Genomic DNA, 26,496 nt, shown 5'->3' with positions numbered 1-26,496 from the left:
TGTCTGGGAAAGCCCCCTCTTGCGATGCCTGCCCCCTCCCCTGCCCTGCTCTCCGATCCCCCCGTCGCCGACCCGTCCGGCGACGGGGCCGGCGGCCTGCCGCCCGAGGCCCGGTCCCGAGCGATACTAGGTGTCGAAGGGATGACGTGCGCCGCGTGCTCGGGGCGCGTCGAGAAGGCGCTGAACGCCGTCCCGGGCGTGCATCGGGCGACGGTCAACCTGGCGACCGAACGGGCCACGGTCGAGTTCGACGCCTCCGAGACGACGCCGCTCGCGCTGGCCGAGGCCGTCCGCCAGTCGGGCTACGACGTGCGGACCGAGGAGGTGAGCTTCGCCGTCGGCGGGATGACGTGCGCGGCCTGCGTCGGGCGCGTCGAGAAGGCGTTGCAGGGCGCCGACGGCGTGGTCGAGGCGAGCGTCAACCTGGCGACCGAGCGGGCGCGCGTGCGCTACGCGACTGGGACGGACGTCGAGGCGCTCTACGAGGCCGTCCGCAAGACGGGCTACGACGTGGTCGAGGCCGTGGGTGGCGCGAGCACGGAGGACGCCGAACGTACAGCGCGCGAGCTCGACCGCCAGAGGCTGCGGCGGCGTCTGCTGTGGGCGGCCGGGCTGTCGCTGCCGCTCTTCCTGATGGAGATGGTGCCGATGGCGATCCCCGGCGGGATGGCCTTCGTGGATGGGCTCGTCCCGATGCACACGCGCTGGCTCGTGGCGTTCGTGCTGGCGACGGCCGTCCAGTTCGGGCCGGGCTGGCGGTTCTACCGCGCCGGGTGGGCCGCGGCGCGCCACGGCGCGCCCGACATGAACACCCTCGTCGCGCTCGGCACGTCGGCCGCCTACGGGTACTCCGTCGTGGCGACGTTCCTGCCGGGCGTGCTCCCCGCCGGCGCGGTCCACGTGTACTACGAGGCGTCGGCGACGATCATCACGCTGATCCTGCTTGGCAAGTGGTTCGAGGCGCGGGCGAAGGGCCAGACCTCGGACGCGGTCCGGGCGCTCCTGGGCTTGAAGGCGGAGACCGCTCGCGTCGTCAAGGACGGCCAGGAAACGGAGGTGCCCATCGACGACGTGGCCGTGGGCGACGTCGTCCGCGTGCGGCCGGGCGAGAAGGTGCCCGTCGACGGCGTCGTCGTGGAGGGCACGAGCTACGTCGACGAGTCGATGGTGACGGGCGAGCCGGTCCCGGTCGAGAAGACCGACGGCGACGAGGTCGTGGGCGGGACGGTGAACCAGGCCGGGTCGCTCTTGGTCGAGACGACGCGCGTCGGGGCCGACACGGTCCTCGCCCAGATCGTCCAGCTCGTCGAGGAGGCGCAGGCGTCGCGGCCCGCGATCCAGGCCCTCGCCGACCGCGTGGTCGCCGTGTTCGTGCCCGTCGTGCTCGTGATCGCCGCGCTCGTGTTCGCCGTGTGGCTCTGGGTCGGCCCGAGCCCGGCGCTGACGTACGCGCTCGTCGCCGCCGTCTCGGTCCTCATCATCGCGTGCCCGTGCGCGATGGGCCTCGCCACGCCCGTCTCGGTCATGGTCGGGACCGGCAAAGCGGCCGAGTTGGGCGTCCTGTTCCGCAAGGGCGAGGCACTCCAGACGCTGAGCGAGGCCGACGTCGTCGCCCTCGACAAGACGGGGACGCTCACCGAGGGACGGCCGACGCTGACCGACGTCGCGCTGGCAGACGGGGCCAACCCGGACGAGGCCGCCCTGATTCGTCTCGTCGCCTCCGTCGAGGTGCCCAGCGAGCACCCCGTCGGCGCGGCCATCGTGCGCGCCGCCGCCGAGCGAGGCCTCGACGTGCCCGCGGCGTCCGAGTTCGAGGCCGTGCCCGGCTTCGGCGTGCGCGGCACGGTGGAGGGCCGCCGCGTCGAGGTCGGGGCCGACCGGTTCATGGCCCGCCTCGGCGTCGAGGTGGGGCCGCTGGCGGAGGCGGCGCGACGGCTCGCCGAGGAGGGGAAGACCCCGCTCTACGCCGCCATCGATGGACGGCTGGCGGCGGCGATCGCGGTCTCCGACCCCGTCAAGGCGACGACGCCCGCGGCCATCGACGCGCTGCACCGGGCTGGGCTCCGCGTGGCGATGGTGACGGGCGACAACCGTGCCACCGCCCAGGCCGTGGCGCGGCGGCTCGGGATCGACGAGGTCCTCGCCGAGGTGCTCCCGGCCGACAAGGCCGAGGCCGTCCGCCGGCTCCAGGCCGAGGGCGGCCGGGACGGCGGGGCCGCCCACGTCGCCTTCGTGGGCGACGGGATCAACGACGCGCCGGCGCTGGCGCAGGCCGACGTCGGCGTCGCCATCGGGACCGGGACCGACGTCGCCATCGAGGCGGCCGACGTGGTCTTGATGCGCGGGGACCTCACCGCGCTCGTCGACGCCCGCGCGCTCTCGGCGGCGACGCTCCGGAACGTCAAGCAAAACCTGTTCTGGGCCTTCGCCTACAACGTCGTCCTCATCCCGGTCGCGGCGGGCGTGCTCTACCCGGCGCTCGGCGTGATGCTCTCCCCCGTCCTCGGGGCGGCGGCGATGGGACTCTCGTCGGTCTTCGTCCTGACCAACGCGCTCCGGCTGCGCCGCTTCACGGCGCCAGAGATCGGCGCGTCCTCGGCCGCTCGGTAACGCTTGGCCGCCGACTGCGTTTGTAGCGGCGAACGCCCTCCGTACCATGTCCCTCTCCCCCACCCTGCTCGAAGCCGCGCTCGCCGCCCATGGCGAGCCGCTCCTCGCCTACGTCCGCCAGAGGCTCGGCCCCGACGTGGCCGAGGACGTGGTCCAGGACGCGCTCTTGAAGGCGGTCGAGGGCGCGCCCGCGATGGACGACGAGTCCGACCTCACCCGGTGGCTGTGGCGCGTCGTCCGGAACGCGACCGTCGACGCCCACCGCCGACGCGACGCCGCAGGCCGACGCGAGGCGGCGTGGTCGGGCAAACAACCGGACGCCGAGATGCCGCCCGAGGAGGCGCCCCGGCTATGCGCGTGCTACCGCCCGCTCCTGGCCGACCTCGCGCCGGACGCCGCCTACCTGATCCGGGCCGAGCTCAACGGCGAGCCGTCGGCCGCGCTGGCGGGGCGGCTCGGCGTCTCGCCCGGCGCCCTCCGCGTCCGCCGTCATCGGGCGCGGGGCGCGCTCCGCGAGCGGCTCGAAGACGCCTGCCGGGCCTGCGCCGGCTGCCTCGACTGCACGTGCGACACGCCCGGCTCCCCCGTTTCACACGCTTCCCTTTCACCACCCTCCCCCAGTCCCATGAACACGAACACCCAGAACGACGAGACCCTCCGCTTCGGCATCGAGGGCATGACCTGCGGCGGCTGCGTCGCCTCGGCCACGCGCGCGCTGGAGCGCACGCCCGGCGTGACCGTCGAGCAGCTCACGCTCGACGGCCCGGCGGTCGTCCGCCTCTCGGACGGCGCCGACCGCCACGCCGTACGCGGCGCCGTCGAGAGCGCGGGCTTCCGGCCCGTCTTCGACGCCGCGTAGGCCCCCGTTGCCCTGGTGTGATACCAGGTCCGGTTGATCTGTGGGGGTAGTCGTCGGGGCCGTCGACCCGGCACGGTGCTACCGGACTCGGGTTGACGCGGCTCCTCGTACGAGGGCCGCGTCAACCCAGGGCGGGTCAGGCTACGTTGCCAGACGGCGTCGCGTCAGGCGCCGGGGTCCCCCTCCCACGTGAGGATGTCGGCTTCCGAGCGGGGGCGGTCGGCGCATGAGAGGTCCGTCGCGGGGGGCGACCCGGGCCGCTTCTCGACGAGGTTGTGGCCGAGGGCCTGCCAGCGGGGCGCGAGGTACGCGTTCCACTCGGCGTAGTGCGCCCACTTCTCGGGCAGCTCGTCCTCCGGGTAGATGGCCTCGACGGGGCAGACCGGGACGCAGGCGTTGCAGTCGATGCACTCGTCGGGGTGGATGGCGATGAAGTTCGGCCCGACGTAGAAGCAGTCGACGGGGCAGACCTCGACGCAGTCGGTGAACGTGCAGCCCACGCAGGGCTCGGCGACGACGTAGGCCATAGGTCTTCGAGCGAGTTGAGAGAACGAACAGGGCGCGGCCGCCGCGCCCCTGACAGCGACTACGCGGCGACCGGTTCGGGCACCAGCCGCCCGGTGATGCCGAGGGCCTCGTTGGTCTTCTCGATGGACGTGGCCCCGTCCGCCTCGATCTCCGTCAGCGCCCGGATGGCGTCGATAGTCTCGGGGATGACGATGGCCTGGTTGTCGACCATGTAGGCGTAGAACGCCTCGTCGCCCTGCACCGTCAGCATGTCCTCCCAGACGGCGACCTCGTAGAGGTTGTCGTGCGGGCGGCCGAGGTCGGCCATGAGCTCCTTCACCGAGTTGAGCGCGACGAGGCCGTCGGCCATGCGGATGAACGCGATGCGAGACGAGGCGCGGAGGGCACCCAGCACCTCGTCCTTCGAGGCCTCGCGCGTGAGCTGGACCGTCCAGTAGTGGAGGTGGCTGAGGGTTTCGGGCGCCTTCACGGCCATCGTCACCACGTCGAGCTCGGGGTCCACGGTCTGCGCGTCCGGCCCCTGGTGGCTGGGGATGTCGGCCTCGGGGACGAGAGTGTTCATGATGCCGCCGAGGTGGCTCTCCCACGGGTCGGTGGCGCGACGGATGAGCACGCCGCGAGCCTTCTTCAACAGCCCGGCCTGTTTGAGCGCGGAGAGCGTCCGTACCGTCGAGGTCGTGTTGCACGAGACGACGCGCGTGCTCTGGCGGCCGAGCGCGGTGTCGTAGTTGTTCTCGGCGGTGAACGAGTGCCCGGTGACGGCGTGCTTCTCGCCGCCCTGCACGATGAACTTGATCCCGCGCTCGCGGTAGCGCTCGACGTTGCCGGCGGCCACCTTTTTCGGCGTGCAGTCCACGACGACGTCGGCGGCGCCGAGGAGGTCGTCGAGGGAGCCGGCCGGGTCGAGACCGGCCTCGGTCATGGCGCGGACGTGCTCGAGCGTCGCCCCGAAGAGCGGGTAGCCCTTCGCGCGGGCCACGGCCACGCGCCAGTCCGTCGCCACGTCGGCGACGCCGGCGAGGGTCATGTCGTCCTGCGCCGCCACGGCGGCGGCGACGCGCTTGCCGATGACGCCGTAGCCGTTGACGGCGACGCGGGTGTTTTCAGTGTGGGTCATGATGGGGTCTCCAGTGGATGGGTTTATGAGAGGGAACGAGCGTCACAGCCGGCCGCGACGCCAGAGCGCCGCGACGAGGCCGAGGACGAAAAGGACGGCGAGGACCGCGACGGCCACGAGGGCCGGGTGGCCCCCCGTCGGGTGGTAAGCGAGGGCGAGCAGGCTGCCCCCGACGACGAAGGCGGCCGTGAGCACGCTGACGGCGACGCGGTTGGCCGCCCGGTCGATCCGCTGCAGCGTCTCCGGAGAGGGGTCGGCGGCAACAGTGAGCGGCAGCGCGCCCTGTTCGAGCCGGTGGGTCAGGCGGCGGAGCTGGCGTGGGAGCGCCTCTCCGAGGTCGGCGAGGTCGGCGAGCGACCCGCTCAGGCGCCGGGCCTGTGCGCGCGGCGAGAGCGTGCGGAGCCAGAACCGCCGGACGTAGGGGAGCGAGAAGGCGAGGATCTCGAAGTCGGGGTCGAGTTGGAGGGCGGTCCCCTCGGCCATCGCCGTCACCTTCGCCAGCTGGACCAGCTCGGCCGGCAGGCGGAGGCGGTGGCGGCGGGCCACGTCCATGATGTCCTGGAAGGCCTCGGCGGCGGCGATCTCCTTGAGCGGGCGCGTGGCGTAGCGGCGGCGGAGCCGCTCGAGGTCCTGCTTGAGCGGACCGCGCGCGACCGCCTCGCCGGTCACGCCGAGCGCCGTCAGCTCGTCGACGAGGCGGTCGGTGTCCTCGGCGGCCAGGGCGAGGACGATGCGGAGGAGGGCCTGGCGCGTGGCTGCGTCGAGCGCGCCGACCATCCCGAAGTCGAGCAGCCCGATCCGGCCGCCGGGCAGAACTAGCACGTTGCCCGGATGGGGGTCGGCGTGGTAGAACCCGTTGCGCAGCACCATCCGGAGCATGACGCGGGTGGCCGTGCGCGCGAGCTCCTGGCGGTCCACGCCGGCGGCGGCGAGGGCCGCCGCGTCGTCCACCTTGACCCCGTCGAGCCGCTCCATCGTGAGCACGCGCCGGGCGGAGCGCTCGGGGAACACCGCCGGGACGTGGAGCGCCGGCTCGTCGGCGAAGTCGCGTCGGACCTGCTCGGCGTGCCGGGCCTCGGCGGCGTAGTCGAGCTCGTCGCGGAGGGTGAAGGCGAACTCCCTCACCCACCCCACGATGTCGTAGTCCTGTCCCCACGACGTGCGCGCAGCGGCGGTACGGGCGAGGGCGTCGAGGAGGGCGAGGTCGGCCTCGGCCTGGGCCTCGACGCCGGGCCGCCGCACCTTCACCACGACGGCCGTGCCGTCGGGGAGCGTCGCCGCGTGGACCTGCCCGATAGAGGCCGCCGCGAGCGGTTCGGGGTCGAACGCCGCGAAGAGCGCCTCGAGCGGCTGCCCCAGCTCCGCTTCGACGACGGCGCGGACGGCCTCGAAGGGCACGGGCGGCACGCGGTCCTGGAGCCGGGCCAGCTCCGCCGCGAGGTCCGCCGGGACGAGGTCGGGGCGCGTGCTGAGCACCTGCCCCAGCTTGACGGCCGTGACGCCGAGGTCTTCGAGCGCGAGGCGGAGGTGCTCGGGCTTGGTGTACGGGTCCTCCTGCGCGGCGTGCCGGAGGACCCCGCGGTGGAACGGGACGAGGCGGCCGAGACCGAGGTCGAGCACGAGCCAGCCCAGGCCGTGCCGGGCGAGGGCGCGGGCGACCTGGCGGAGGCGCTTCTGCCGCGACGGCGGGTACGCAGGGGCGATGGCCGTTGCCACGGCTCAGGCTCCCTGGACGCCCGACGGCGAGGCGGGCTCGTGCGGCCAGACCCAGTCGCGGACCTCCGGCATGTCCTGCCCGTGCCGGGTGATGTACTCCCGGTGCTCGACGAGCCGGTCGCGCATCGTCTGGTGCACGTGGGGGCCGTGCGGCCCGACCGTCGGCACCCGCTCGGCCACGTCCATCACGAGGTGGAAGCGGTCGAGCCCGTTGCGGACCACCATGTCGAACGGGGTCGTGGTGGAGCCCTCCTCGACGAACCCGCGGACGTGGAAGTTGGCGTGGTTCGTCCGGCTGTAGGTGAGCCGGTGGATGAGCCACGGGTAGCCGTGGTAGGCGAAGATGACCGGCTTGTCCGTCGTGAAGAGCGCGTCGAAGGCGCGGTCGGAGAGCCCGTGCGGGTGCGTGCGCTCGGGCTGGAGCCGCATGAGGTCCACGACGTTGACGACGCGGACCTTGAGCTCCGGGAGGTGCTGGCGGAGGAGGTCCACGGCGGCGAGCGTCTCCAGCGTCGGGACGTCGCCGGCGCAGGCCATCACCACGTCCGGCTCGGCGTGCTGGTCGTTGCCGGCCCACTCCCAGATCCCGATCCCGGCGGCCGTGTGCGTGATGGCCGCGTCGAGGTCGAGGTACTGGGGCTCGGGCTGCTTGCCGGCCACGATCACGTTGACGTAGTGGCGGCTCCGGAGGCAGTGGTCGGTGACCGAGAGGAGCGTGTTGGCGTCGGGCGGGAGGTAGACCCGGACGACCTCGGCCTTCTTGTTGACCACGAAGTCGATGAAGCCGGGGTCCTGGTGGCTGAACCCGTTGTGGTCCTGGCGCCAGACGTGCGAGGTGAGGAGGTAGTTGAGCGAGGCGAGGGGCCGCCGCCACGGGATGTCGCGGGTCACGTCGAGCCACTTCGCGTGCTGGTTGAACATCGAGTCGACGATGTGGATGAAGGCCTCGTAGCAGGAGAAGAGGCCGTGGCGCCCGGTGAGGAGGTAGCCCTCGAGCCAGCCCTGGCAGAGCTGCTCGCTCAGGACCTCCATCACGCGGCCGTCCGGCGCGAGGTGGGCGTCGGTCTCGAGGGCGGGCTCCATCCAGGCACGGTCCGTCACCTCGAAGAGGGCCGAGAGCCGGTTCGAGGCCGTCTCGTCCGGGCCGACCACGCGGAAGGTCTCGGGGTTCATCGCCATCACGTCGCGGAGGAGCCGGCCCATCACGCGCGTCGCCTCGGCCGTGACCGCGCCGGGCGCGGGGACCTCGACGGCGTAGTCGCGCCAGTCGGGCATCCGGAGGTCCTTCAGGAGGAGGCCCCCGTTGGCGTGGGGGTTCGAGCCCATGCGCCGCTCGCCCTCGGGCGCGAGTCGGGCCACCTCGGGGACGAGGCGGCCCGACTCGTCGAAGAGCTCCTCGGGCCGGTAGCTCCGCATCCACGCCTCCAGGGCGGCCAGGTGCTCGGGGTCGTCGGCGAGCCCCGCCAGCGGGACCTGGTGCGAGCGGAACGTGCCCTCGACCTGGACGCCGTCCACCACCTCCGGGCCGGTCCACCCCTTCGGCGAGCGGAGCACGACGAGGGGCCAGCGCGGGCGCTCCGTGACGCCGTCCTCGCGGGCGTCCCGCTGGATGCGCTGGATCTCGGAGACGGCGTCGTCGAGCGCCGCCGCCATCCGCTGGTGCATCGCCTCCGGCTCGTCGCCCTCGACGAAGACGGGGGCGTAGCCGTAGCCGACGAACAGGCTCTCGAGCTCCTCGCGCGGCATCCTCGCCAGCACGGTCGGGTTGGCGATCTTGTAGCCGTTGAGGTGGAGGACGGGGAGGACGGCCCCGTCGCGGGCGGGGTTGAGGAACTTGTTCGAGTGCCAGCTCGCCGCGAGCGTCCCCGTCTCGGCCTCGCCGTCGCCGACGACGCAGCACGCGACGAGGTCCGGGTTGTCGAAGACGGCCCCGTAGGCGTGGGCGAGGGCGTAGCCGAGCTCGCCGCCCTCGTTGATCGAGCCGGGCGTCTCGGGCGAGGTGTGGCTCGGGATGCCGCCGGGAAACGAGAACTGGCGGAACAGCTTCCGCATCCCCTCGGCGTCCTGCGTGATGTCCGGGTAGTGCTCGGTGTAGCTCCCTTCGAGGTACGTGTTGGCGACGATCCCGGGGCCGCCGTGCCCCGGCCCGGTGACGTAGAGCACGCTCAGGTCGCGCTCCCGGACGAGCCGGTTGAGGTGGACGTAGACGAAGTTGAGCCCGGGCGTGGTGCCCCAGTGGCCGAGCAGGCGCGGCTTGACGTGCTCCAGCGTGAGGGGCTCGCGGAGGAGCGGGTTGTCGAGGAGGTAGATCTGGCCGACCGAGAGGTAGTTGGCCGCGCGCCAGTAGGCGTCGAGGCGGGCGAGGGCCTCGTCTGTCAGGGGAAGCGGGTCTGTCTGGCCGTCGATGGTCATGGCGGTGGGGAGGCGAGGGCGTGGTGTGAGAAGGGCGTCAGAGGGACGATCCGGTGGAGACGGCCTCCGGGACCGGCCGCGACACGGGCGCTCCGAGGGGTGGCCGTCGGCGCGTCGTGATGGCGAGGCCGACGAGACCCGCGACGACGAACCCGATGGAGATGATCTGCGACTGCGGGAGGCCGAACGCGGCCTCGGGGTTGACGCGGATCTCCTCGATGAGGAACCGTTCGGCCCCCGCGAACACGGCGTAGAGCGAGAACAGCCAGCCGGCCTTGAACGGGTGCTTCCGGAGGAGCCACAGGGCGCCCGCGAGGGCCGCCGCCATCGCCAGCTCGTAGAGCATCGTCGGGTAGACGCCGTCCGGTGCCGCGAGCGCGCACTCGGCCCCCCGGTACTGGGCGTTGAAGACGACGGGGTCGATGGTCGTCCGCCCCGGACCGACGATGTTGCGGGGGAACGTCTCGCTCCAGAGGAAGGCCGGGATCCAGCCCGGCTTGTCGGCGAGGCTGGAGCAGACGCCCCAGTCGCCGTCGCCGGAGAGGTAGCAGCCGACCCGGCCGATCCCGTACGCCAGCAGCATGCCCGGCGCGGCGGCGTCGGCCAGGCGCGGCACGCGGAGGCCCTTGCGGTAGGCGTACGCCGCCACGGCGACCGTCGCCACGACGAGGCCGCCGTAGAACGTCAGCCCCGACGTCGAGACCACCATCCCGACCGGGTCCTGGGTGAACTCGTCCCAGTAGTCGACGACGTGGAACAGCTTGGCCCCGGCGATGCCGAAGCCGGCTGCGAGCAGCGCCATCGTCCAGACGAGCGCGGAGGGGCTCTGCGCCGTCGTCCGGGGCCTGCCCTTGGCGTCTTTCCCTCGCACCTGCACCGAGCCGACGAGGCCGAGGCCGTACATCCGGTCGAGCTCTCGCTGCGTCATCCACGCCGCCGCGAGGATGGCGAGGGCCACCATCAGCCCGAACGAGTAGAACGGGAGGGCGACGTCGACCCCGAGGAGGTACTGAAAGAGGTCGCTGATGCGGGGGTACATGCGGAGAGCGACGAGGCCGGGTCATTTCGGCCGTAGGAGGCACGGCGGTCAGGGGCCGGATCGAGGCAGGCCGTCGGTGTCGGGGTCGTCCGTTGGCCCTGACGGAGGCGACGCGGCGCGCTTCCGGCGCGCCCGCCACCAGGGCACGACGTAGAGCACGACGACGATGAGGAGGATGAGGCCGCCGAGCCAGATGGCCAGGCCGAAAGGGACGTCATGCATGGGGTCGTGGGATATGTCAGGCGCTGGGGTTGACGGCTCCGCCCTCGTTCTCCCACCGCTGCACAGCGGGGAGCAGGGCCAGGTCGGTCGCGGTGCGTTTGCCCCCCTCAGTCCGTACCTGGAACCGCACGCGGTCCCCGGCCGCCAGCGAGGCGACGCCGCAGGCGCGGAGCGTGCCGGCGTGGACGGCGCAGGGCGCCGCGCCGTCGTCGGACGAGATGAGCCCGACGCCGCGCTCGGCGTCGAACCACTCGACCGTCCCCGTGGCGTGGGTGGTGGCTTCGTCGGTCATGGGTCGTGGCGGCTTCAGGTTGGGTGTGATCTCGGCGAGACACGGGCCGCGTGCCCGCCGAACGAGACGGTCACCGTCGGCGGGCCAGAAGGCCCCGTAGCCGATGGCCGGGTGGCGGACGGGCGCGTCGAGGCGCGCACGTCCCGTGCTGGCATATGTGGCGGTGTCCTCATGGCGATGTCGAGAGGGGGTTGGCGTCGGTCACAGCCAGCGCCGAGCGGTCCAGCCGACCGCCTCGGCGGCCATCCCGCCCCACGGGCGCCTCGACCAGCCACGGGCGGTGACCTCGACCGCATCGCCCAGGTCCGTCCTGAACTGTTCCTCCAGGGCCGTGCACAGGGCGCGGTTGGCAGAGAAGAGGTTGATCTCGTAGTTGACGAAGAAGCTGCGGTAGTCGAGGTTGGCCGTGCCCACGGTTGCCGTCATGCCGTCCGCGACGGCGGTCTTGGCGTGGAGCATGCGCGGCTGATACTCGAAGACCCGGATGCCCGCCGCCAACAGCGTCCGGTAGGCGGCCCGGGCCGCCCACCGGGTGATGGGGACGTCGCTCTTTCCTGGCAGCAGCAGACGGACGTCCACACCGCGTTTCGCAGCCTGGACGAGTTCGCCCTGCGTGCCGCGATCAGGCACGAAGTAGGGGGTCGTCACGAAAAGACGGCGGTCAGCGCTCTGAAGCAACCGGGTGAACAGGCAATGCACCTGGTGCCGACAGATGCGGGAGTGGTTGGGGACAAGCGCGTCTCCGCTCGGGCGGCCCGCCAGTGGTTCCCCACGATGGTTGCCGCTCCAGGCCACCTCGAACAACGCTGACGCCCGCTCCGCCAGAGCACCGTCCAGCCTCACGTGCGTGTCCCGCCACCGTCCCGGTCCGTAGGCCGACCGGGAGCTCTCCCGGTGGATGTTGAACCCGCCCACGAAGGCCTCGTGGCCGTCGACGACGAGGAGCTTGCGGTGGTCGCGCCGGTAGAACCGGAGGGGCTGACGCCAGCTCCACCGGTGGAAGCGCCGGACCGCCACGCCGTGCTGCCGCAGGTAGCGCTCGATCTCGCGCGAAAACGAGAACATCGAGCCCGCCGCGTCCACCATCAGGCGCACCTGCAGGCCGGCGCGCGCCTGCGCCGCGAGGGCTTCCCCGAGGCGCCACCCCACCTCGTCTGCGGCGAAGATGTAGCTCTCCAGGTCTACCCGCCGCCGGGCCGCCTCGATGGACGCGACCATCGCGTCGTACAGGTCGTCCCCCTCGGTGAAGAGCGTGTACTCGTCGGTACCGCCCGTCGGCCAGGGCACGCACTCGGCCCCCGGATGCTTTCCGCACGGGGGCAGAGCGTCCGTCGCTGCAGAGGGTGCGCCGACGGGCGGCCCGCTGGTAGGGGAGACGTGAGCTGACATGGGGTCCCCTCCGAGGGGGCTAGCAATCAGGAGAGTCTGGCGTTGCCGAACCGAGCACCGTGGGCAGGACGGGCGAGAGGTGGGGTCTGCGGCGCAGGACCACGGTCCCGGCCGCAACGGCGAGCGCGACCAGCCCGGCGACCCGGAAGGGCAGGTCGGCCTGCCAGGCGAAGAGGAGGCCGCCGACGAGCGGACCGAGGATCTGCCCCAGGCCGACGGCGGCGTTGAGCAGCCCGAGCCCGGCGCCGGCCTGCGGACCGCTGCGGTCGGCGGCGAGGGTGAGGAGGTTCGGGGTGACGAGCGCGACGCCGAGCGCGAGCACGCTCACCGCCGCGAGGACGATCGGCACCCGGCTCAGGAACGGGAGCGCGAGCAGCCCCACGCCGAGCAGGCCGAAGCCCAGCGCGACCTGGACCCGCACCCCCACCCGTCCGCTCAGCCACCCGACGGCCCCGCCCTGGAACACGGCCATGACCAGCCCACACAGCGCGAAGGCGACACCGATCTCCCGCAGGCCGAAGCCGAGCTCGCGGTCGGCGTAGAGCGCGAAGACGGCCTCGAAGAGCGTGAGCGCCGCCATGCTGATGAGCGCGAGCGCGAGCACGCCACCCAGCCGCCGGGCCAGGGGCCACCACGGCACCGGCAGCCGGGCGACCCGCGCCGACGCGGCCGTCGGCGTCGAGTTCGGGGTCGAGTTCGGGAGGGAGTGGCCCACCAGCGGCACCACCGCCAGCGTCAGGCCCGCCGCCACGAAGAAGGGGACCGAGAACCCGTCGAAGACGAGGTGCCCCAGCGTGAGGGTGACGTGCCAGGCGCCCCGCGCCAGGAGGCCGCCGAGGGCGGGCCCGGCCACGAAGCCGAGGCTGACGGCCGTGCCCAGCCACGCCATCGCCCGGCCTCGCTCCCCCGCCGGGACCGCATCGGCGACGGCGGCCGTGGCCGCCACGACCAGGGCCGCCGCGAACGCGCCACCGACCAGGCGTGCCCCGTAGAGTAGCGCGAGCGAGGTCCCCAGCCCGAAGGCTACGTGCGAGAGGGCGACCCCGACGAGGCCGAGCACGACGAGCGCCTTCCGCCCGTGCCGGTCCGACCACCCTCCCCACAGCGGGGCCAGCACGAGCTGCGCGAGGGCGTACGCACTCGTGAGCGCGCCCACGTGGAGGGCCACCCGCCCCGGCGTCGCCGCGCGCCCGAGGGCGAGCCGCTCGACGAACGCCGGCAGCACCGGGAGCGTGAGGCCGAATCCGATCATGGCGAGGAAGAGGGCGAGGAAGAGGAGGAGCAGGTGACGTGGCACCGGGGGCTACCGCGACGAGCCGGGCTGGTGGTTCGGCGGTACCCAGTTAGGCCCGGTGACCACCAGGGCGGAGACCGGGCGCGTCGCCTCGGCCCGCGGCTTCGGGACATCCCACGTCGCGTCGATCTCGCGGGCCGCTCCCCGCTCAAGGCAGGTCGTCTCGACCTGGACCGTCGAGAAGTACACGTCGAAGTCGTCGCGGAGGAGTTCGAAGACGCGGCGCTGGAGCGCCTGCGTGTCGGTGCCCTCCTCGACGAGGACGTGCAGCGAGACGACGTTCTTGCCTGAGGTGAGTGCCCAGGCGTGGAGGTGGTGCGCCTCCGTCACGCCGCCGAGGCGCTCGACGGCCTCCTTGACGGCGCCCAGGTCGAGGTCGTCCGGTACGGCCTGGAGCAGGATCCGCAGGGACCCGCGGATGATCCCCCACGAGGCCCACACGAGCACGAGCCCGAAGCCCATTCCCAGGATGGGGTCGATGGCGAGGAAGCCCGTGAACCGGATCACGAGGGCCGCCACGATGATGAGGATGCTCCCGACGAACGTCTGCATCACGTGCCAGAAGGCCCCCTGCATGTTGAGGTTGCCCTTCTGCCGGGCGTAGAGCAGCCGCAGCGCGATGACCTCGGTGATGAGGCCGCCCGCCGCCGCCCACAGCATCGGCCCGGTCTCGACCTCCATCGGGTCGCGGAGCCGCATGGCGCCCATCCACAGCACGAGCACGGCCATGCCGAGGAGGAAGAGTCCGTTGAAGAGCGCGCCCACGATCTCGGCTCGGATGAGCCCGTAGGAGGCGCGGTCCGTCGCCGGGCGCTCGGCGAAGCGGCCCGCCACGAGGGCGACGAGCACGCCGCCGACGGCCGAGAACGTGTGGAAGGCGTCGGACGTGACGGAGACCGACCCGGTCCAGAGCCCGATCCCGAGCTCGACGACGAAGTAGACGCCGGTGAGGAGGCCGGAGATCTTGAGCGCGCGGGCGTTCCCGGCGGTGACGGACGGGACGCCGTGGCCGGCGGAGCCGCCAGAGGATGTGTGAGAGGGGGTCATGGCTTGGAGGGGGGCCGCAGAAGGGGACACGGCACCGGCGGCGAGCCGGAGGTCACCGCGACGGATCGTAGAGGCCGCTCGGCGCTGGCCGACCGAGCCCCGCCGCGTCTCGGGTCCCCCACCGGCGGTAGAGCGCGTTGTAAATGAGGGCGAACCCGCCCCCGAGGTAGACGCCCCAGAGGAAGCTCTCGGCCAGCCCCAGCAGGAAGCTGCCCACGCCGATCCACTCGAACGCCGGGAGGACGATTTCCAGAAACTGGTGCATATGGACGCTCTCGGGCGTGACGAGCCCGTAGACGACGCAGAGCAGGTAGCTCAGCGTCGTGAACAGGGCGGCTGCCCAGGTGGTCAGGCGCAGGTTGAGCATGGCGGTCTCGGTCGGGTGGAAGGAGGAAATGGGGCGCGGGTCAGTGTGCGTGCCGGGCCGTCTCCCCGATGGCTCGAGGCGAGTCCTCGGGAGGAGGCCCCGGCCGGTCGCGACCGTGGCCTCCATGCCCCCCATGGCCGTGCCCACCGTGGCCGTGGCCGAACAGGTGCATCGCGATGAAGGCGACGAACAAGAGCACGAAGAACCAGTTTTCAGCGAGCCAGTCCATGGCGGTTCACCAGGTGATGGGCAGAGGGCGAGTCCGCCGGGAGCGGCGGGGCCTCGGGGTCGAGAAGGGCCGCGAGGACGGCGCGGTGACCGCGGACGACGCGGGCGCCCGCTGCCACGCACTCGCGGCGGGCCGCGAAGTCGAGCGTGTCGATGGTGCGGCGGAACGTGGGCCGGAGCACCAGGTCGGCCTGCTCGAAGCCGGCGTCGGCGTGGCTGAGGTTGCAGACCTCGGTGGCGCGCCGGAGCGCTTGCAGGCCGTTGCGGACCTCGGCGCCCGCGAGGGCCTGCCCCGGGTTGACGGCGATCACGACGGGGGGACCCATGTCCCGGGCGACGCCCACGGGGGCGAGATCCGCGTAGGCCCCGTCGGCCAGCAGGAGGCCGTCGCGCTCCAGCGGGGGGAGCACACCGGCGAGGGCCACGCTCGCGTAGACCGCCTCGGCGGCGTCCCCGGTGCGGATCACGTGGCGCCGCCCGCCGCGGAGGTCCGTGGTGCTGACGGCGACGGGCACCCGGGCGTCTTCGAGGGACTGGCCGAGCGTGAGCGTGCGGAGGGCCTGGAGCCCGGCCTCGCGCGCGGGCGTGCCGATACCCCAGCCGGTGAGGAGCCGGTAGGCGAACCGGAAGCCGAGCCGCCGAGCCCGGAGCCGCTGGCGGAGCGAGTCGCGCTGCTGCTCGGCCGTGGGCATGGGGGCCGGGAACGCCCCCGTGTCCATCGCCAGGAGCGCCGGGTACCAGTCCTCGCGGAGCGCGTAGCCCACGCTCACCGCCGCCCCCATCGAGACGCCTACGAGGGCGGCCGGACGGTAGCCGTCCGCCTCCAGCGCGCGGAGCACGCCGACGTGGGCGAAGCCGCGCGCGCCGCCGCCGGCCAGCACGAGCGTAAAGGGCCGGTGGGAGGGCGTGGAGAGTCGGGAAGTGCGAGGGGGCATGAGAGAGGGCCGACCTACAGGTAGGGGCTGTGGATGCCGAAGGCCTCGTAGAGCGCGCGCGGAACGGGCAGGAGGATCAAGAGGAGGAGCGCGAGGGCGACCGCCCCGAGCGCCATGCGGCCCTGGCCGACGCGGCTCACGTCGTTGAGCGGGGGCACGTCGGTTGTCCCGGCGACGAGGACGATGAGCAGCGCCCACACCAGGAGCCCGCTCCACACGAAGAGCCCCAGCACGACGAGCGTCCCTAGCGCGACGACGCCCACGACGCGGGCCGCCCGGTGCCCCAGCATGGCGTGGACGAGGTGGCCCCCGTCGAGCTGGCCGACGGGGATGAGGTTGAGCGCCGTGACGAGCAGGCCCAGCCAGCCGGCGAAGGCGACGGGGTGGAGCACGAGCCGGTGCCCCTCCAGCACGGCCCCGCCGAGGGCCGCCTTGGCGAGGAAGGCGAAGAGCACCGACGAGCCCACGTCGGCCCCGCCCATCATCATGCCCGGCGCAGACGGGCCCGTCACGACGGTGGAGTGCTGGAGGCCAATGAGGAGCGCGGGGACGGCGATGGCGAGGCCCGCCAGTGGCCCTGCCACGGCCACGTCGAACATCTGCCGCCGGTCGGCGGCGAGCGACCGCATCCGGATGAAGGCCCCAAAGGTCCCGAGCGCGAACGGGATGGGGATGAAGTACGGGAGCGAGACGGCGATGCCGTGGCGCCGCGCGGTGAAATAGTGCCCGAGCTCGTGGGCGCCAAGGATGAGGAGCAGGGCCAGGGCATAGGGCAGTCCCACGGCGAACCGACCGGGCTCGGCGAGGAGGTCGACGCCCCCGTGCGCCGCCCCGGCCCACGTCGTCGTCGCGAGGGTGGCGAGCAGGAGGGCGAGGTGGACCCACGCCCGGCTGGGCCGCTGGGCGGGGGCCGGGAGCGCCCCGACCGGGAGCGCCCCGACCGGGGCCAGCACGAGGCGGGGGCGGCCCTCGCCGGTCTCCTGCAAGAGCGGAACGAGCGCGCTGCCGTCGAAGCGGCGGCCGAGCTCGGCGTAGGCCGCGTCCGGCTCCATCAAGAGGGTGCCTTCGATGACGTAGTGGTCCTCCAGCCGGTACTGCGCCAGCGGGTAGATGACGTCGACCGTCTGGAGGATGAGGTCTTCGGGCACGCCTCGCTCTGGCCCCCTCCCCTCTCGCACCACCTCAACGGAGTCGTGCGGCTCCACCCCGGTCTCCGCCGGCTCACGCGCAACGAACAGCATGACGGCGACGCACAGCGCGAGCGCCCCGAGCACGAGCCACGCGGGGACGGCCACGGCGCTCGTGAGGACGAGGGCGAGGAGCGCGAAGGGAAGCACGCACAGCACGACCATCAGGAGGGCGTGGCCGCGGGCCGGCGGGCGCTCGGAAGGATGTGGGTGCGGCATGGGGGCGGCGTCAGCGAGACGGGGCGGCGGTTGGGGCGCTCGCGGCCTGGGCGAGGTAGCGCTCCAGGAGGCGGTCCACGAGCGTGGCCGGGTCGTCGTCGTAGAGCACCTCGGCGCCGGTGGCCTTGAACAGCGTGGTCTCGAGAGCCGGGAGCACCTCCGTGATGCCGCCGGTCCCGGTCAGGACCCCGATCAGCTTCCCCTCCTCGTAGGCGATGGCGAACTCGCCGAGGGTTCCCGAGCGCCCCCCAACCACCACCACGATGTCGCTGCTGTGGATGTTGACGAGCTCGCGGCCCATGAGCCCCAGCCCGGTGTAGACGAGGACGCCGTACTCGCGGAACGGCGAGGCGAACGTCTCGACGTGCTCGCGGAGCGACGTGGCCGGCGAGATCCCGACGACGTGGCCGCCTGCCTCGTAGGCTCCGAGGACGGCCTCGTGGGGGAGGCCGGGGCAGGCCCCGGTGAGCAGGCACGCCCCCCGCTCGGCGAGGACCCGCCCGATCGTCCGGCACTGGGCGGCCACGGCCGGGTCTTGCACCTCGGCCGCCGAGCCCATGACGCCGACGCGGACCTGCGCGCCCGTGGCGGGGTCGCGCAGCACGGCGCCGACGGGGGCGTGGGGGTTCGGGGGGGGTGTGGCAGGCATCGTCATGGCGTGGCAGGCGCCGGGTGAGCACCGAGGTCGTCCGCCACAGCGGCGTCGGGGCCGTGCTCGCACCAGAGGCACGGGCAGTCCTCGCCGTGACAGGCCGGCTCGGTGAGCGCCGGGTGGGGTTCGAAGCGGGCGAGCTCGTGGAGCACCGCCGTGGTGCGGGTCGGCAAGTAGAGCCGTCGGAGGGTGGCGACGGGATTGCCGGACGCTGCGCGGCCGAGCGCCGCCTCGTAGCGCTCGGGCGGGAGCTGGCCGAGGAGGACGCGGTTCGCCAGGGCCACCTCGAGGCCCGGCACCAAGAGCTCCCGGCAGAGGGCGTCGTAGTCCTCGCCCATGACGATGGCGCGGGCGGCCAGCACCCCCGACAGCAGCGCGTGGCGGAGCCCGAGGCCCCAGAGCGCGTCCTGGAACCCGGCCCGCTCGCCCACGAAGCGGAGCCGGCCGTTGCGGGTCCAGGGCGGGGCCACGCTGAAGCTGGCGACGCCCCCGCTCCGGCGGGGCGCGCGCACGTCGCACGCGGTCACCTGCCGGACCGCCTCCAGGGTCCGGTCGAGGTAGGTCCCCGGCTTACTGGCCTGGGCGGCCGGGTCGAAGAGCCAGGTCGAGAGCGTCGCCCGGCCGTCGCGCACGAGGAGCGAGGCGTAGCCGCCGGGGGCGAGGCGGTCGTCGAGGAAGCCGAGCACGGCGTCCGGGTGGTCGGTCTCGAAGGCCACGCGCTCGACGCGGGCGTCGGCCGTGCGCGGGCCGGTCGCCACGACGACGTGCCGGGCGTCGCTCTGCGTGACGCGCTCGCCGAAGCGGAACTCGGCCCCGGCCGAGAGCGCCTGGTCCCTCAGACTCCGGTCGAGCGCGCCGACGCGGTGCCCGCGCTCGACGAGGTAGAACAGCGGTCGCGACCCGGAGAGCGCGTGGGGACGGCGCTCGGGACCGTAGAACGTGACCTCCCGGGCCGCCTCGAAGCGGACGCCGCTCGTGACGCCGAACCCGGCCAGGGCCGCCGCCGCGTCCTCCTCGGACGACCAGTTCTCGAGCACCTGCAGCTCGCCGTCGAACCGGCCCCCGACGTCGGCGGCCTGCTCGAACACGACGGGGCGCAGGCCCGCGCGGGCGAGGTAGAGCGCGGCGGCCAGCCCGGCGGGCCCGGCCCCGATGACGTGGACGGTGGGGAGTGCCATGGGATCAGCGCTCGATCTTGAGCAGGCGCGCGTTGACGGCGACGATGACCGTGCTGGCCGACATGAACACGGCGCCCATCGCCGGGCCGAGCACGATGCCGGCGCTGTAGAGCACGCCCGCCGCCAGCGGGATCGCGACGATGTTGTAGCCGGCGGCCCACCACAGATTCTGGATCATCTTGCGGTACGTCGCCCGCGAGAGCTTGACGATGGTGGCGACGTCCTGGGGGTTGCTCCGTACGAGGATGATGTCGGCCGTCTCGACGGCCACGTCCGTCCCGGCCCCGATGGCGATGCCGACGTCGGCCTGGGCCAGCGCCGGCGCGTCGTTGACGCCGTCGCCCGTCATGGCGACGGCGAGCCCGCTGGCCTGCACCTCCTTGACCTTGTCCGACTTCTCGTTGGGGAGCACCTCGGCGAACACGTCGTCGAGGCCGATCTCCTCGGCCACCCACGCGGCCACCTTCCGGTTGTCGCCGGTGAGCATCATGGTCTGGATCCCCATCGCCTTGAGGTCGGCGATGGCGCCGCGCGCCTCGGGCCGGATCACGTCGGCCAGGGCGACGGCCCCCGCCAGCTGGCCGTCGAGGAGGACGAAGACGACGGTCTTGCCCTGGGCCGAGAGCGTCTCGTAGCGCGGGTCGTCGATGGCGATCCCCTGGGCGCGGACGTAGCCGGGGCTCACGACCTGCACGAAGCGGCCCTCGACGGTCCCCTCGACCCCCTTGCCGGGGATGGCCCGGAAGTCCTCCACGGGCAGGGGCCGCTCGACGGCGGTGGCGACCCCCTGCGCGATGGGGTGCTCGGAGAGGGCCTCGACGGCGGCGGCGAAACGGAGGACGGCCGCCTCGGTCAGCGACTCGTCGAAGACGAGCGTGTCGGTGATCCCGAAGCGGCCCTCGGTGAGCGTGCCCGTCTTGTCGAAGATGACGGCCTGGAGGTTGCGGGCCGCCTCGAAGGCCGTCCGGTCGCGGATGAGGAGCCCGTTGCGGGCCGAGATCGCCGTCGAGACGGCGACGACGAGCGGGATGGCGAGCCCGAGCGCGTGGGGGCACGCGATGACCATCACGGTCACGGTCCGCTCGATGGCGAAGGCGAAGCTCTGGCCCATCACGAGCGACCAGACGAAGAGCGTCAGCGCGCCGCCGCCGAGCGCAACGACGGTCAGCCAGAGCGCGGCGCGGTTGGCGAGGTCCTGCGTCTTCGACTTCGACTCCTGCGCCTCGCGCACGAGGTCGATCACCTGCGAGAGGAAGCTCTCGGCCCCCGTTTTTTGGACCTCGACGGTGATCGCGCCCTCGCCGTTGATCGAGCCGCCGATGACGGCGCTCCCCTCTTTCTTCGAGACCGGGACGGACTCGCCCGTCAGCATCGACTCGTTCACCGACGTCTGGCCGTCGACGACGGCGCCGTCGGCGGGGACCTTCTCGGTGGGCTTGACGAGGACGCGGTCGCCGTGCTGGAGCTGGTCGAGCGGGATGTCCTGGACGGTCCCGTCGGGCATCAGCTTGTGGGCCTCGGAGGGCATCAGCCGGGCCAGCTCTTCGAGCGCCTTCGAGGCCCCCATCACCGACTTCATCTCGATCCAGTGCCCCACCAGCATCACGTCGATGAGGGTGACGAGCTCCCAGAAGAACGGCATCCCGTCGAGCCCGAACACGACCGCGGCGCTGTAAACGTAGGCCGTCGTGATGGCGACGGAGATCAGCGTCATCATGCCCGGCCGCCGGCTCTTGACCTCCGAGACGAACCCCTTGAGGAAGGGCCAGCCGCCGTAGAAATAGACGACCGTCGAGAGGGCGAAGACGACGAGGCCGTCCCCCGCGAACCGGAGCGAGTCGCCGAGGCGGAGGAAGGCCTGGATGGCCGGGGAGAAGAGGAGGACCGGGACCGAGAGGACGAGCGACACCCAGAAGCGCCGCCGGAAGTCGGCCACCATCATGGCGTGGTGGTCGTGCCCCATCTCGCCGTGGCCGGGCTTGTGACCTTCGTGCCCGCCGTGCCCCCGTCGGGCGTGCTCCACGGGGCCGCGGCGGCCGTCGTCGTGGCTGCCGTGGGGGCCGTCCTGGGCCGCGTCGCGGAGCTCCTGCTGCTTGAGGCCGGGCTTCTCGCCCGACGGTACCGGGTCGGCGAGGTCGTGCTCGTGGCCGGCGTGCTCGGGGGGCGACGGCGTGTGCTCGTCGTGGGAGGGATCGGTCATGGGAAGATGGGTGGGGTGAGAGGAGGCACTGGGGGGTTATGGTCAGCGGACCGACGCGAAGCCCCCGGGGACCCCGTTCTTGGAGAGCACGACCTGCCAGAGCTGGGCGCCACGCGCCCGGAACAGGCCGGCGCACTGAAGGAGGTAGTACGTCCACATCCGCCGGAACCGCTCGTCGTAGCGGTCCTGGAGCGACGGCCACGCCCGCTCGACGTTCTCGTGCCACGCCATCAGCGTCCGGTCGTAGTGGGCACCGAGGTTGTGCCAGTCCTCCACCACGAACAGCCCCTCCGTCGCCCGCCCGATCTGGCGGATGGAGGGGAGCATCGAGTTCGGGAAGATGTATTTCCCGATCCACGGGTCAGTCGAGCGGACGGAGTGGTTGCCGCCGATGGTGTGGAGCAAGAAGAGCCCGTCGTCCTTGAGGTGGCGCGCGACGACCCGCATGAACGTCCGGTAGCTCTCGACGCCGACGTGCTCGAACATCCCGAGCGAGACGACGTGGTCGAACGACTCGGACGGGTCGATGTCCCGGTAGTCCTGGAGCCGGACCTCGACGGGGAGGCCCGCCAGCCGCTCGCGGGCGAGGGCCACCTGCTCCTCCGAGACGGTGACGCCGACGCCGTGCGCGCCGTAGCGCTCGGCCGCGAAGGCGAGGAAGCTCCCCCAGCCGCACCCGACGTCGAGGACGCGGTCGCCCGGCCTCAGCCCGATCTTGCGGCAGACGAGGTCGAGCTTGGCCTCCTGCGCCGCGTCGAGCGTGTCGGCCCCGCCCCAGTACGCGCAGGTGTAGACCATGCGGCGGTCGAGCATGGCCTCGAAGAGGTCGTTGCCGAGGTCGTAGTGGCGCTCGCCGACCTCGAACGCCTTCGACGGCCGTGCCCTGCCCGCGAGGGCCGCCGCGATCGCCGGGAGGAGCACCCGCGGGCTGCGAATCGCCCGCCGGACGGCCGCGCGGGCGTCCGGGCGGAGCAGGCGGCAGAACGTCTCGTCGAGGCGCTCGGCGTCCCACCACCCGTCCACGTAGCTCTCGCCGAGGCCGAGCGAGCCGCCGCGGACGACGCGGCGGTAGAAGCGGTCGTCGTGGACCTGGGGGTCCCACGGGTTGGGGCCGTCGATGGTGAGGCCCGTGTGGGCCGCCAGCTCGAGGACGACGCAGTGGGCCGGGGAGGTGCCCCGGTGGCGGACGGGACGGGTGGGTTCGAGGGTTGGCAGTCGAGATCCACCGTCCGCCCGTACGGGGGCGACCACGGCACGGTCGGCGGCGGAGCGGCCAGACCCGTTGGAGGGGTAGGTGTGAGAGGTGGGCTTCACGGGAGGGACTGGCGGGGTCCGTCCGCGAGGGCGAGCACGACGGAGCCCCCGTCCGAGGACGTGAGGACCTGCCGGACGAGGCCGCCGCCGGGGAGGAGCGTCTCCTCGGCCCGGTAGCGGGCGTTCTTGACCCGGACCCCGAGGACGTAGGCCCGCAGGCGGACCGTCTCGGTGACGGTGTAGGCCCCGGCAGGCGCGTCGGTGGCCGAGGGCCGGGCCACGCGGCTCTGGAAATCGACGCGGCTCCTCCCGCCGAGGAAGCCGAGCGTGCCGCGCACGACGTCGGCCTCCAGCGTCACGTCGTCGAGGGCGACGCGCTCGGCCGGCGGGCCGGGGTAGAGGAGCGCGTCGCCCGTCACGCGCAGCGCGAGGTCTCGGCCCTCGGGGCCGAGGAGCGCGACGACGTTCATCACCATGCCCGCCTCGTCGACCCGGCACCGAATCGTGGTCTCGGACGCGTCGGCGGCGTCCCCGTCGCAGGGCCGCACCGTGAGCGTCGCCGCCATCTCCTCGCCGGTGACGACGACGGCGCCGACCTCCAGGGTCTGGCACGCGCCCTCCGCTCCCTGGGCGTCGACGGTGCGGCGCGTGTAGCGGCTGCCCTCGACGAGGGCGAGCGGCATCTGCTGAGCGGCCACCGCCGACGCGCCCAGGCTCAGCGCGAGGGCGGCGAGCGCGGTCCGCGTCGCGCGGGCCGGGGGCCGGCAGAACGGGTTCGGGGTGAGCGGCGTCATGAGGCGGAGGGGGTTCACCGTGCGAGGTACCCGCCGTCGACGGGGTAGTAGGCCCCGGTGACGAACGAGGCCTCGGCGGACGAGAGCCACGCGACGAGGGCCGCGACCTCGTCCGGCGTGCCCAGCCGCCCCGCGGGGTGGAGGCCGACGAGCATGGCGAGCGTCTCGGGGTCCTCCTCGAGCGCCGAGATCATGGGCGTCTCGATGAAGGCGGGGCCGACGGCGTTGACCCGGATGCCCTCGGCCGCCAGCTCGATGGCGGCGGTCTTGGTGAGCCCCACGACGCCGTGCTTGGCGGCGACGTAGGCCGGGGCACCGGCGAACCCGACCTGCCCGAGGATCGAGGCCACGTTGACGATGGCCCCGCCGCCGGCCTCGCGCAGCGCCGGGATCTGGGCCTTCATGCCGTAGAAGACGCCCGAGAGGTTGACGGCGAGCACGCGCTGCCACGCCTCGACGGGGTAGTCCGCCGTCGGGGCCTGCTCCCCGCCGATGCCGGCGTTGTTGCAGGCGACGTCGAGCCGGCCGAAGGCGCGGACGGTCTCGGCGACGAGGGCCTCGCAGGCGGCCGGGTCCGACACGTCGGCCGAGACGAAGAGGGCCCCTCCCCCGCCCTCCTCGATCTTCTGCACGGTCTCCCGTCCACCGGCCTCGTCCACGTCGGAGACGACGACGCGGAACCCGTCGCGGGCGTAGCGGAGGGCGATGGCGCGGCCGATGCCGGAGGCGGCACCGGTGACGAGGGCGACGGAATCACGAGTCATGGGAGGCGAGGCTGGGGGTGGACGAAGGAGGGGTCGGTCGCATGCGGGCGGCCTTTTCGAGCATCATCAGGAACCCGAGCGCGGGGTCCCGCGACTGCGCGTGGTGGAGGACGTCCCAGTGCGCGCGGAGGTGGTCCTGGACGAACCCGGCCATGTGCCCGAGCGAGAGCGCGAGGGGGGCCGGGTGGCTGCGCGCGCCGTCGGAGGAGAAGACGGCCAGGCGGACCTGGTGGCCGGCCGTGAGCTGGGCGGTGCCCCGGCGGAGCAGCTCCTGCGCGGCGGGGGCGGCCTCGTCCGGGCCGGCGCACCCGAACCGGGCCAGGGCCGCCTCGATCACGGCCGCGTCGAGCGTGGCCTCGTTGAAGCGCCCCCGCCCCTCCTTCACCTCCGCCACCAGCATGTCGGGGCGGTCGGCGGGAGCGCGCAGGGCCGGGTCCGTCTCGAACCGGTGCCGCCCCCCCCGCCCGAGCACGCGGCGGCCCGCCCCGGGGAACCGGACGGCCAGCACGTCGAGGTCGGTGACGGTGCGGTAGCCGCCGTGCCGGGCGGCCTCGAGGACGGGGTACTCCGTGACGGTGAAGTAGCCGTTGACGTGGAGGTAGGCTCGGACGAGGGCGACGGCGTTATCCATAGGTCACCTCGGGCTGGCGCTCCTTGCCGGGCGGCTCCGGCGGCGGCCCGTCGTAGCGGACGCCCGGGCGGGGGACGAAGCGGGGGACCTGGGCCGCGTAGGCGTCGTAGGCCGCGCCGAAGCGCTTGCGGACCTCGCGCTCCTCGATGCGCGCGAGCCGGGCGTACCTCCAGACCAGCACGGGGAACATCGCCAGCGTGAGGAGGGTGGGCCACTGCACGAGGAAGCCGAAGAGGACCGCCACGAACCCGACGTACTGCGGGTGGCGGACGCGCGCGTAGAGCCCCGTCGTCGCCAGGCGGCCGTCCCGCTGCGCCTGGTAGAGCACGCGCCAGGCGCTCATGACCACGAGGACGCCGCCGCCGATGAGCACGTTGCTCAGCACGTGGAGCACGTTGAAGTGGGCCGCCCACGGGCTCCCCTCCCCGATCCCGAAGAGGGTCTGCCAGAGGTGCCCGCTGTCGTGGGCGAAGAGGTCGAGGCCGGGGTACCGGCTCCCGAGCCACCCCGAGAGGAGGTAGATCGTCAGCGGGAACCCGTACATCTCCGCGAAGAGCGCCACGACGAAGGCCGAGAACGCCCCGAAGGAGCGCCAGTCGCGCCAGTTCTTCGGGCGCGTGAAGCTGAAGGCGAAGGCGACGAAGACGGCCGACATCACGACGGCCACCAGCCAGTATCCGTAGTCGTAGGGTCCGTTCATGCGTGGGGGCGCGGTGGAGCGAAGGGCTTAGGATCCGGTCCGAAGGGGCCGACGGGCGCGAGGGGGCTGGGGGTGGCCCCGTCATGGGGAGGAGGGCGGCGGTGCGGGGGCGGCCCCTACACGGTCGCCGGGCGACACGCCCGGTGCGGGCGGGCAGTCGCAGGCGTGGAAGCCGTGGTCGGGGCACGCCGTGCACAGCGCCTCCAGCCGCTCGCGGAGCTGGCGGCGGGCGCGGTGGCGCCGCACGTTGAGGTTGCCTCGGGTGATGCCGAGCTCGCGGGCGACGGCGTCGGGGTCGCGCCCCTCCAGCTCGAGCGCCTCGATCAGCACGCGGTACTCGGCCTTGAGCGTCGGGAGGAGCGCCTGGAAACAGAGGCAGAGCGCCTCGTCCTCCGTGGGAGGCACGGCGCCTTCCCGCTCGTGGCGGTAGCGTTCGAGAGACGCGGCCTCCCGCTCACGCCTCCGGTACACGTCGGCGATGGCGTTCTGGACGATGCGGCGGAACCACGGGACGAGCTTCTCCTCGTCCCGGAGGTCGGGGGCGGCGCGGAGGGCTCGGAGCAGGCTGTCTTGCACGACGTCTTCGGCGAGGGCGGGGTCGTTCACGCGGGAGGCGACGTAGGCGAGCAGGTAGGCCCTGCCCGCGACGAGGTGGGCCTCGACGAGCGCGTGAGGAGCGGCGTCTGTCTGCGGTTCGGTCATCGTCTACCTGTAGGGACGCCGGGAGGCGCGAGTGATTACAGTTGCGAGCCCCGGGGGCCGGTCTCGCCACGAGGGGCCGGAGCTGGCGGGGGACCAGACCGGGGTGGGCGCGCTGATCTCCCTGTAGGACATCGGGGGACGGGCTGGAGGGTGCAGAGGA

At 73.0% G+C, this 26,496-nt stretch carries 24 protein-coding genes; 2 read left to right on the top strand and 22 right to left on the bottom strand.

Annotated features, from left to right (window positions below):
- The first annotated feature begins 24 nt into the window (after positions 1-24).
- Both BSZ37_RS20895 and BSZ37_RS20890 read left to right on the top strand, forming a co-directional pair.
- On the top strand, positions 25-2,610 hold the full coding sequence (locus tag BSZ37_RS20895; protein WP_281253053.1) for a heavy metal translocating P-type ATPase: 2,586 nt from the start codon (positions 25-27) through the stop codon (positions 2,608-2,610).
- A gap of 46 nt (positions 2,611-2,656) precedes the next feature.
- Entirely contained in the window at positions 2,657-3,469 is an 813-nt protein-coding gene (locus BSZ37_RS20890) for a sigma-70 family RNA polymerase sigma factor (protein ID WP_095512616.1), read from the top strand.
- 164 nt (positions 3,470-3,633) lie between these two features.
- On the opposite strand, the gene BSZ37_RS20885 is transcribed toward BSZ37_RS20890, so the two are convergent.
- The 22 genes from BSZ37_RS20885 to BSZ37_RS20780 all read right to left on the bottom strand — a co-directional run bounded on the left by BSZ37_RS20885 (position 3,634) and on the right by BSZ37_RS20780 (position 26,336).
- Positions 3,634-3,996, bottom strand: a complete 363-nt coding sequence (locus BSZ37_RS20885; protein ID WP_095512615.1) for a ferredoxin family protein — start codon at positions 3,994-3,996, stop codon at positions 3,634-3,636.
- Positions 3,997-4,055: 59 nt separating this feature from the next.
- Positions 4,056-5,114, bottom strand: coding sequence for a type II glyceraldehyde-3-phosphate dehydrogenase (locus tag BSZ37_RS20880; RefSeq protein ID WP_095512614.1), 1,059 nt, complete (start codon positions 5,112-5,114; stop codon positions 4,056-4,058).
- Between the two features lie 42 nt (positions 5,115-5,156).
- Entirely contained in the window at positions 5,157-6,830 is a 1,674-nt protein-coding gene (locus BSZ37_RS20875) for an ABC1 kinase family protein (protein ID WP_095512613.1), read from the bottom strand.
- A 3-nt stretch (positions 6,831-6,833) separates the two neighbouring features.
- Positions 6,834-9,242 carry a phosphoketolase family protein gene (locus BSZ37_RS20870; protein WP_095512612.1) on the bottom strand — a complete coding sequence of 803 codons (2,409 nt, stop codon included), beginning with the start codon at positions 9,240-9,242 and terminating at the stop codon, positions 6,834-6,836.
- 37 nt (positions 9,243-9,279) lie between these two features.
- A complete protein-coding gene (locus tag BSZ37_RS20865; RefSeq protein WP_095512611.1) occupies positions 9,280-10,281 on the bottom strand; it encodes a prolipoprotein diacylglyceryl transferase in 1,002 nt (333 codons plus the stop codon).
- A gap of 48 nt (positions 10,282-10,329) precedes the next feature.
- A complete protein-coding gene (locus BSZ37_RS22265; RefSeq protein WP_179299811.1) occupies positions 10,330-10,503 on the bottom strand; it encodes a hypothetical protein in 174 nt (57 codons plus the stop codon).
- Between the two features lie 16 nt (positions 10,504-10,519).
- Complete coding sequence (locus BSZ37_RS20860) at positions 10,520-10,795, bottom strand: cold-shock protein (protein ID WP_095512610.1); 276 nt, start codon at positions 10,793-10,795, stop codon at positions 10,520-10,522.
- A gap of 201 nt (positions 10,796-10,996) precedes the next feature.
- Positions 10,997-12,082, bottom strand: a complete 1,086-nt coding sequence (locus BSZ37_RS20855) for a phospholipase D-like domain-containing protein (RefSeq protein ID WP_179299810.1) — start codon at positions 12,080-12,082, stop codon at positions 10,997-10,999.
- Between the two features lie 121 nt (positions 12,083-12,203).
- Positions 12,204-13,481, bottom strand: a complete 1,278-nt coding sequence (locus tag BSZ37_RS20850; RefSeq protein WP_095512608.1) for an MFS transporter — start codon at positions 13,479-13,481, stop codon at positions 12,204-12,206.
- A 6-nt stretch (positions 13,482-13,487) separates the two neighbouring features.
- Entirely contained in the window at positions 13,488-14,525 is a 1,038-nt protein-coding gene (locus BSZ37_RS20845; RefSeq protein WP_095512607.1) for a cation diffusion facilitator family transporter, read from the bottom strand.
- A gap of 52 nt (positions 14,526-14,577) precedes the next feature.
- On the bottom strand, positions 14,578-14,892 hold the full coding sequence (locus BSZ37_RS20840; RefSeq protein ID WP_095512606.1) for a DUF5676 family membrane protein: 315 nt from the start codon (positions 14,890-14,892) through the stop codon (positions 14,578-14,580).
- Positions 14,893-15,104: 212 nt separating this feature from the next.
- Entirely contained in the window at positions 15,105-16,055 is a 951-nt protein-coding gene (locus BSZ37_RS20830) for a patatin-like phospholipase family protein (RefSeq protein ID WP_095512604.1), read from the bottom strand.
- A 14-nt stretch (positions 16,056-16,069) separates the two neighbouring features.
- Positions 16,070-17,461, bottom strand: a complete 1,392-nt coding sequence (locus tag BSZ37_RS20825; RefSeq protein WP_143537785.1) for a site-2 protease family protein — start codon at positions 17,459-17,461, stop codon at positions 16,070-16,072.
- Positions 17,462-17,471: 10 nt separating this feature from the next.
- Positions 17,472-18,110, bottom strand: coding sequence for an SLOG cluster 4 domain-containing protein (locus BSZ37_RS20820; protein WP_218830616.1), 639 nt, complete (start codon positions 18,108-18,110; stop codon positions 17,472-17,474).
- Positions 18,111-18,112: 2 nt separating this feature from the next.
- Positions 18,113-19,291 carry an NAD(P)/FAD-dependent oxidoreductase gene (locus tag BSZ37_RS21695; protein ID WP_143537784.1) on the bottom strand — a complete coding sequence of 393 codons (1,179 nt, stop codon included), beginning with the start codon at positions 19,289-19,291 and terminating at the stop codon, positions 18,113-18,115.
- Between the two features lie 4 nt (positions 19,292-19,295).
- Positions 19,296-21,491 carry a copper-translocating P-type ATPase gene (locus tag BSZ37_RS20810; protein ID WP_218830615.1) on the bottom strand — a complete coding sequence of 732 codons (2,196 nt, stop codon included), beginning with the start codon at positions 21,489-21,491 and terminating at the stop codon, positions 19,296-19,298.
- A gap of 42 nt (positions 21,492-21,533) precedes the next feature.
- The gene (cfa, locus tag BSZ37_RS20805) at positions 21,534-22,706 is read right to left on the bottom strand and encodes a cyclopropane fatty acyl phospholipid synthase (protein ID WP_095512628.1); all 1,173 of its coding nucleotides are present in this window, start codon (positions 22,704-22,706) and stop codon (positions 21,534-21,536) included.
- 95 nt (positions 22,707-22,801) lie between these two features.
- Positions 22,802-23,539 (bottom strand): hypothetical protein, encoded by a 738-nt coding sequence (locus tag BSZ37_RS20800; protein WP_143537783.1) that lies wholly within the window; start codon positions 23,537-23,539, stop codon positions 22,802-22,804.
- Positions 23,540-23,553: 14 nt separating this feature from the next.
- Positions 23,554-24,303: an SDR family NAD(P)-dependent oxidoreductase gene (locus BSZ37_RS20795; RefSeq protein WP_095512601.1), complete on the bottom strand. Its 750-nt coding sequence runs from the start codon at positions 24,301-24,303 to the stop codon at positions 23,554-23,556.
- Entirely contained in the window at positions 24,293-24,934 is a 642-nt protein-coding gene (locus tag BSZ37_RS20790; RefSeq protein ID WP_095512600.1) for a hypothetical protein, read from the bottom strand. The genes BSZ37_RS20795 and BSZ37_RS20790 overlap by 11 nt, the downstream gene beginning before the upstream one ends.
- Positions 24,927-25,634: a methyltransferase family protein gene (locus BSZ37_RS20785; RefSeq protein ID WP_095512599.1), complete on the bottom strand. Its 708-nt coding sequence runs from the start codon at positions 25,632-25,634 to the stop codon at positions 24,927-24,929. The genes BSZ37_RS20790 and BSZ37_RS20785 overlap by 8 nt, the downstream gene beginning before the upstream one ends.
- 81 nt (positions 25,635-25,715) lie before the next feature.
- On the bottom strand, positions 25,716-26,336 hold the full coding sequence (locus BSZ37_RS20780) for an RNA polymerase sigma factor (RefSeq protein WP_095512598.1): 621 nt from the start codon (positions 26,334-26,336) through the stop codon (positions 25,716-25,718).
- Positions 26,337-26,496: the final 160 nt, after the last annotated feature.

Source organism: Rubrivirga marina (assembly GCF_002283365.1).
GTDB lineage: Bacteria > Bacteroidota > Rhodothermia > Rhodothermales > Rubricoccaceae > Rubrivirga > Rubrivirga marina.
Note: the sequence above shows the minus strand (reverse complement) of the source record. Positions and strands in the feature narration are given on the sequence as shown.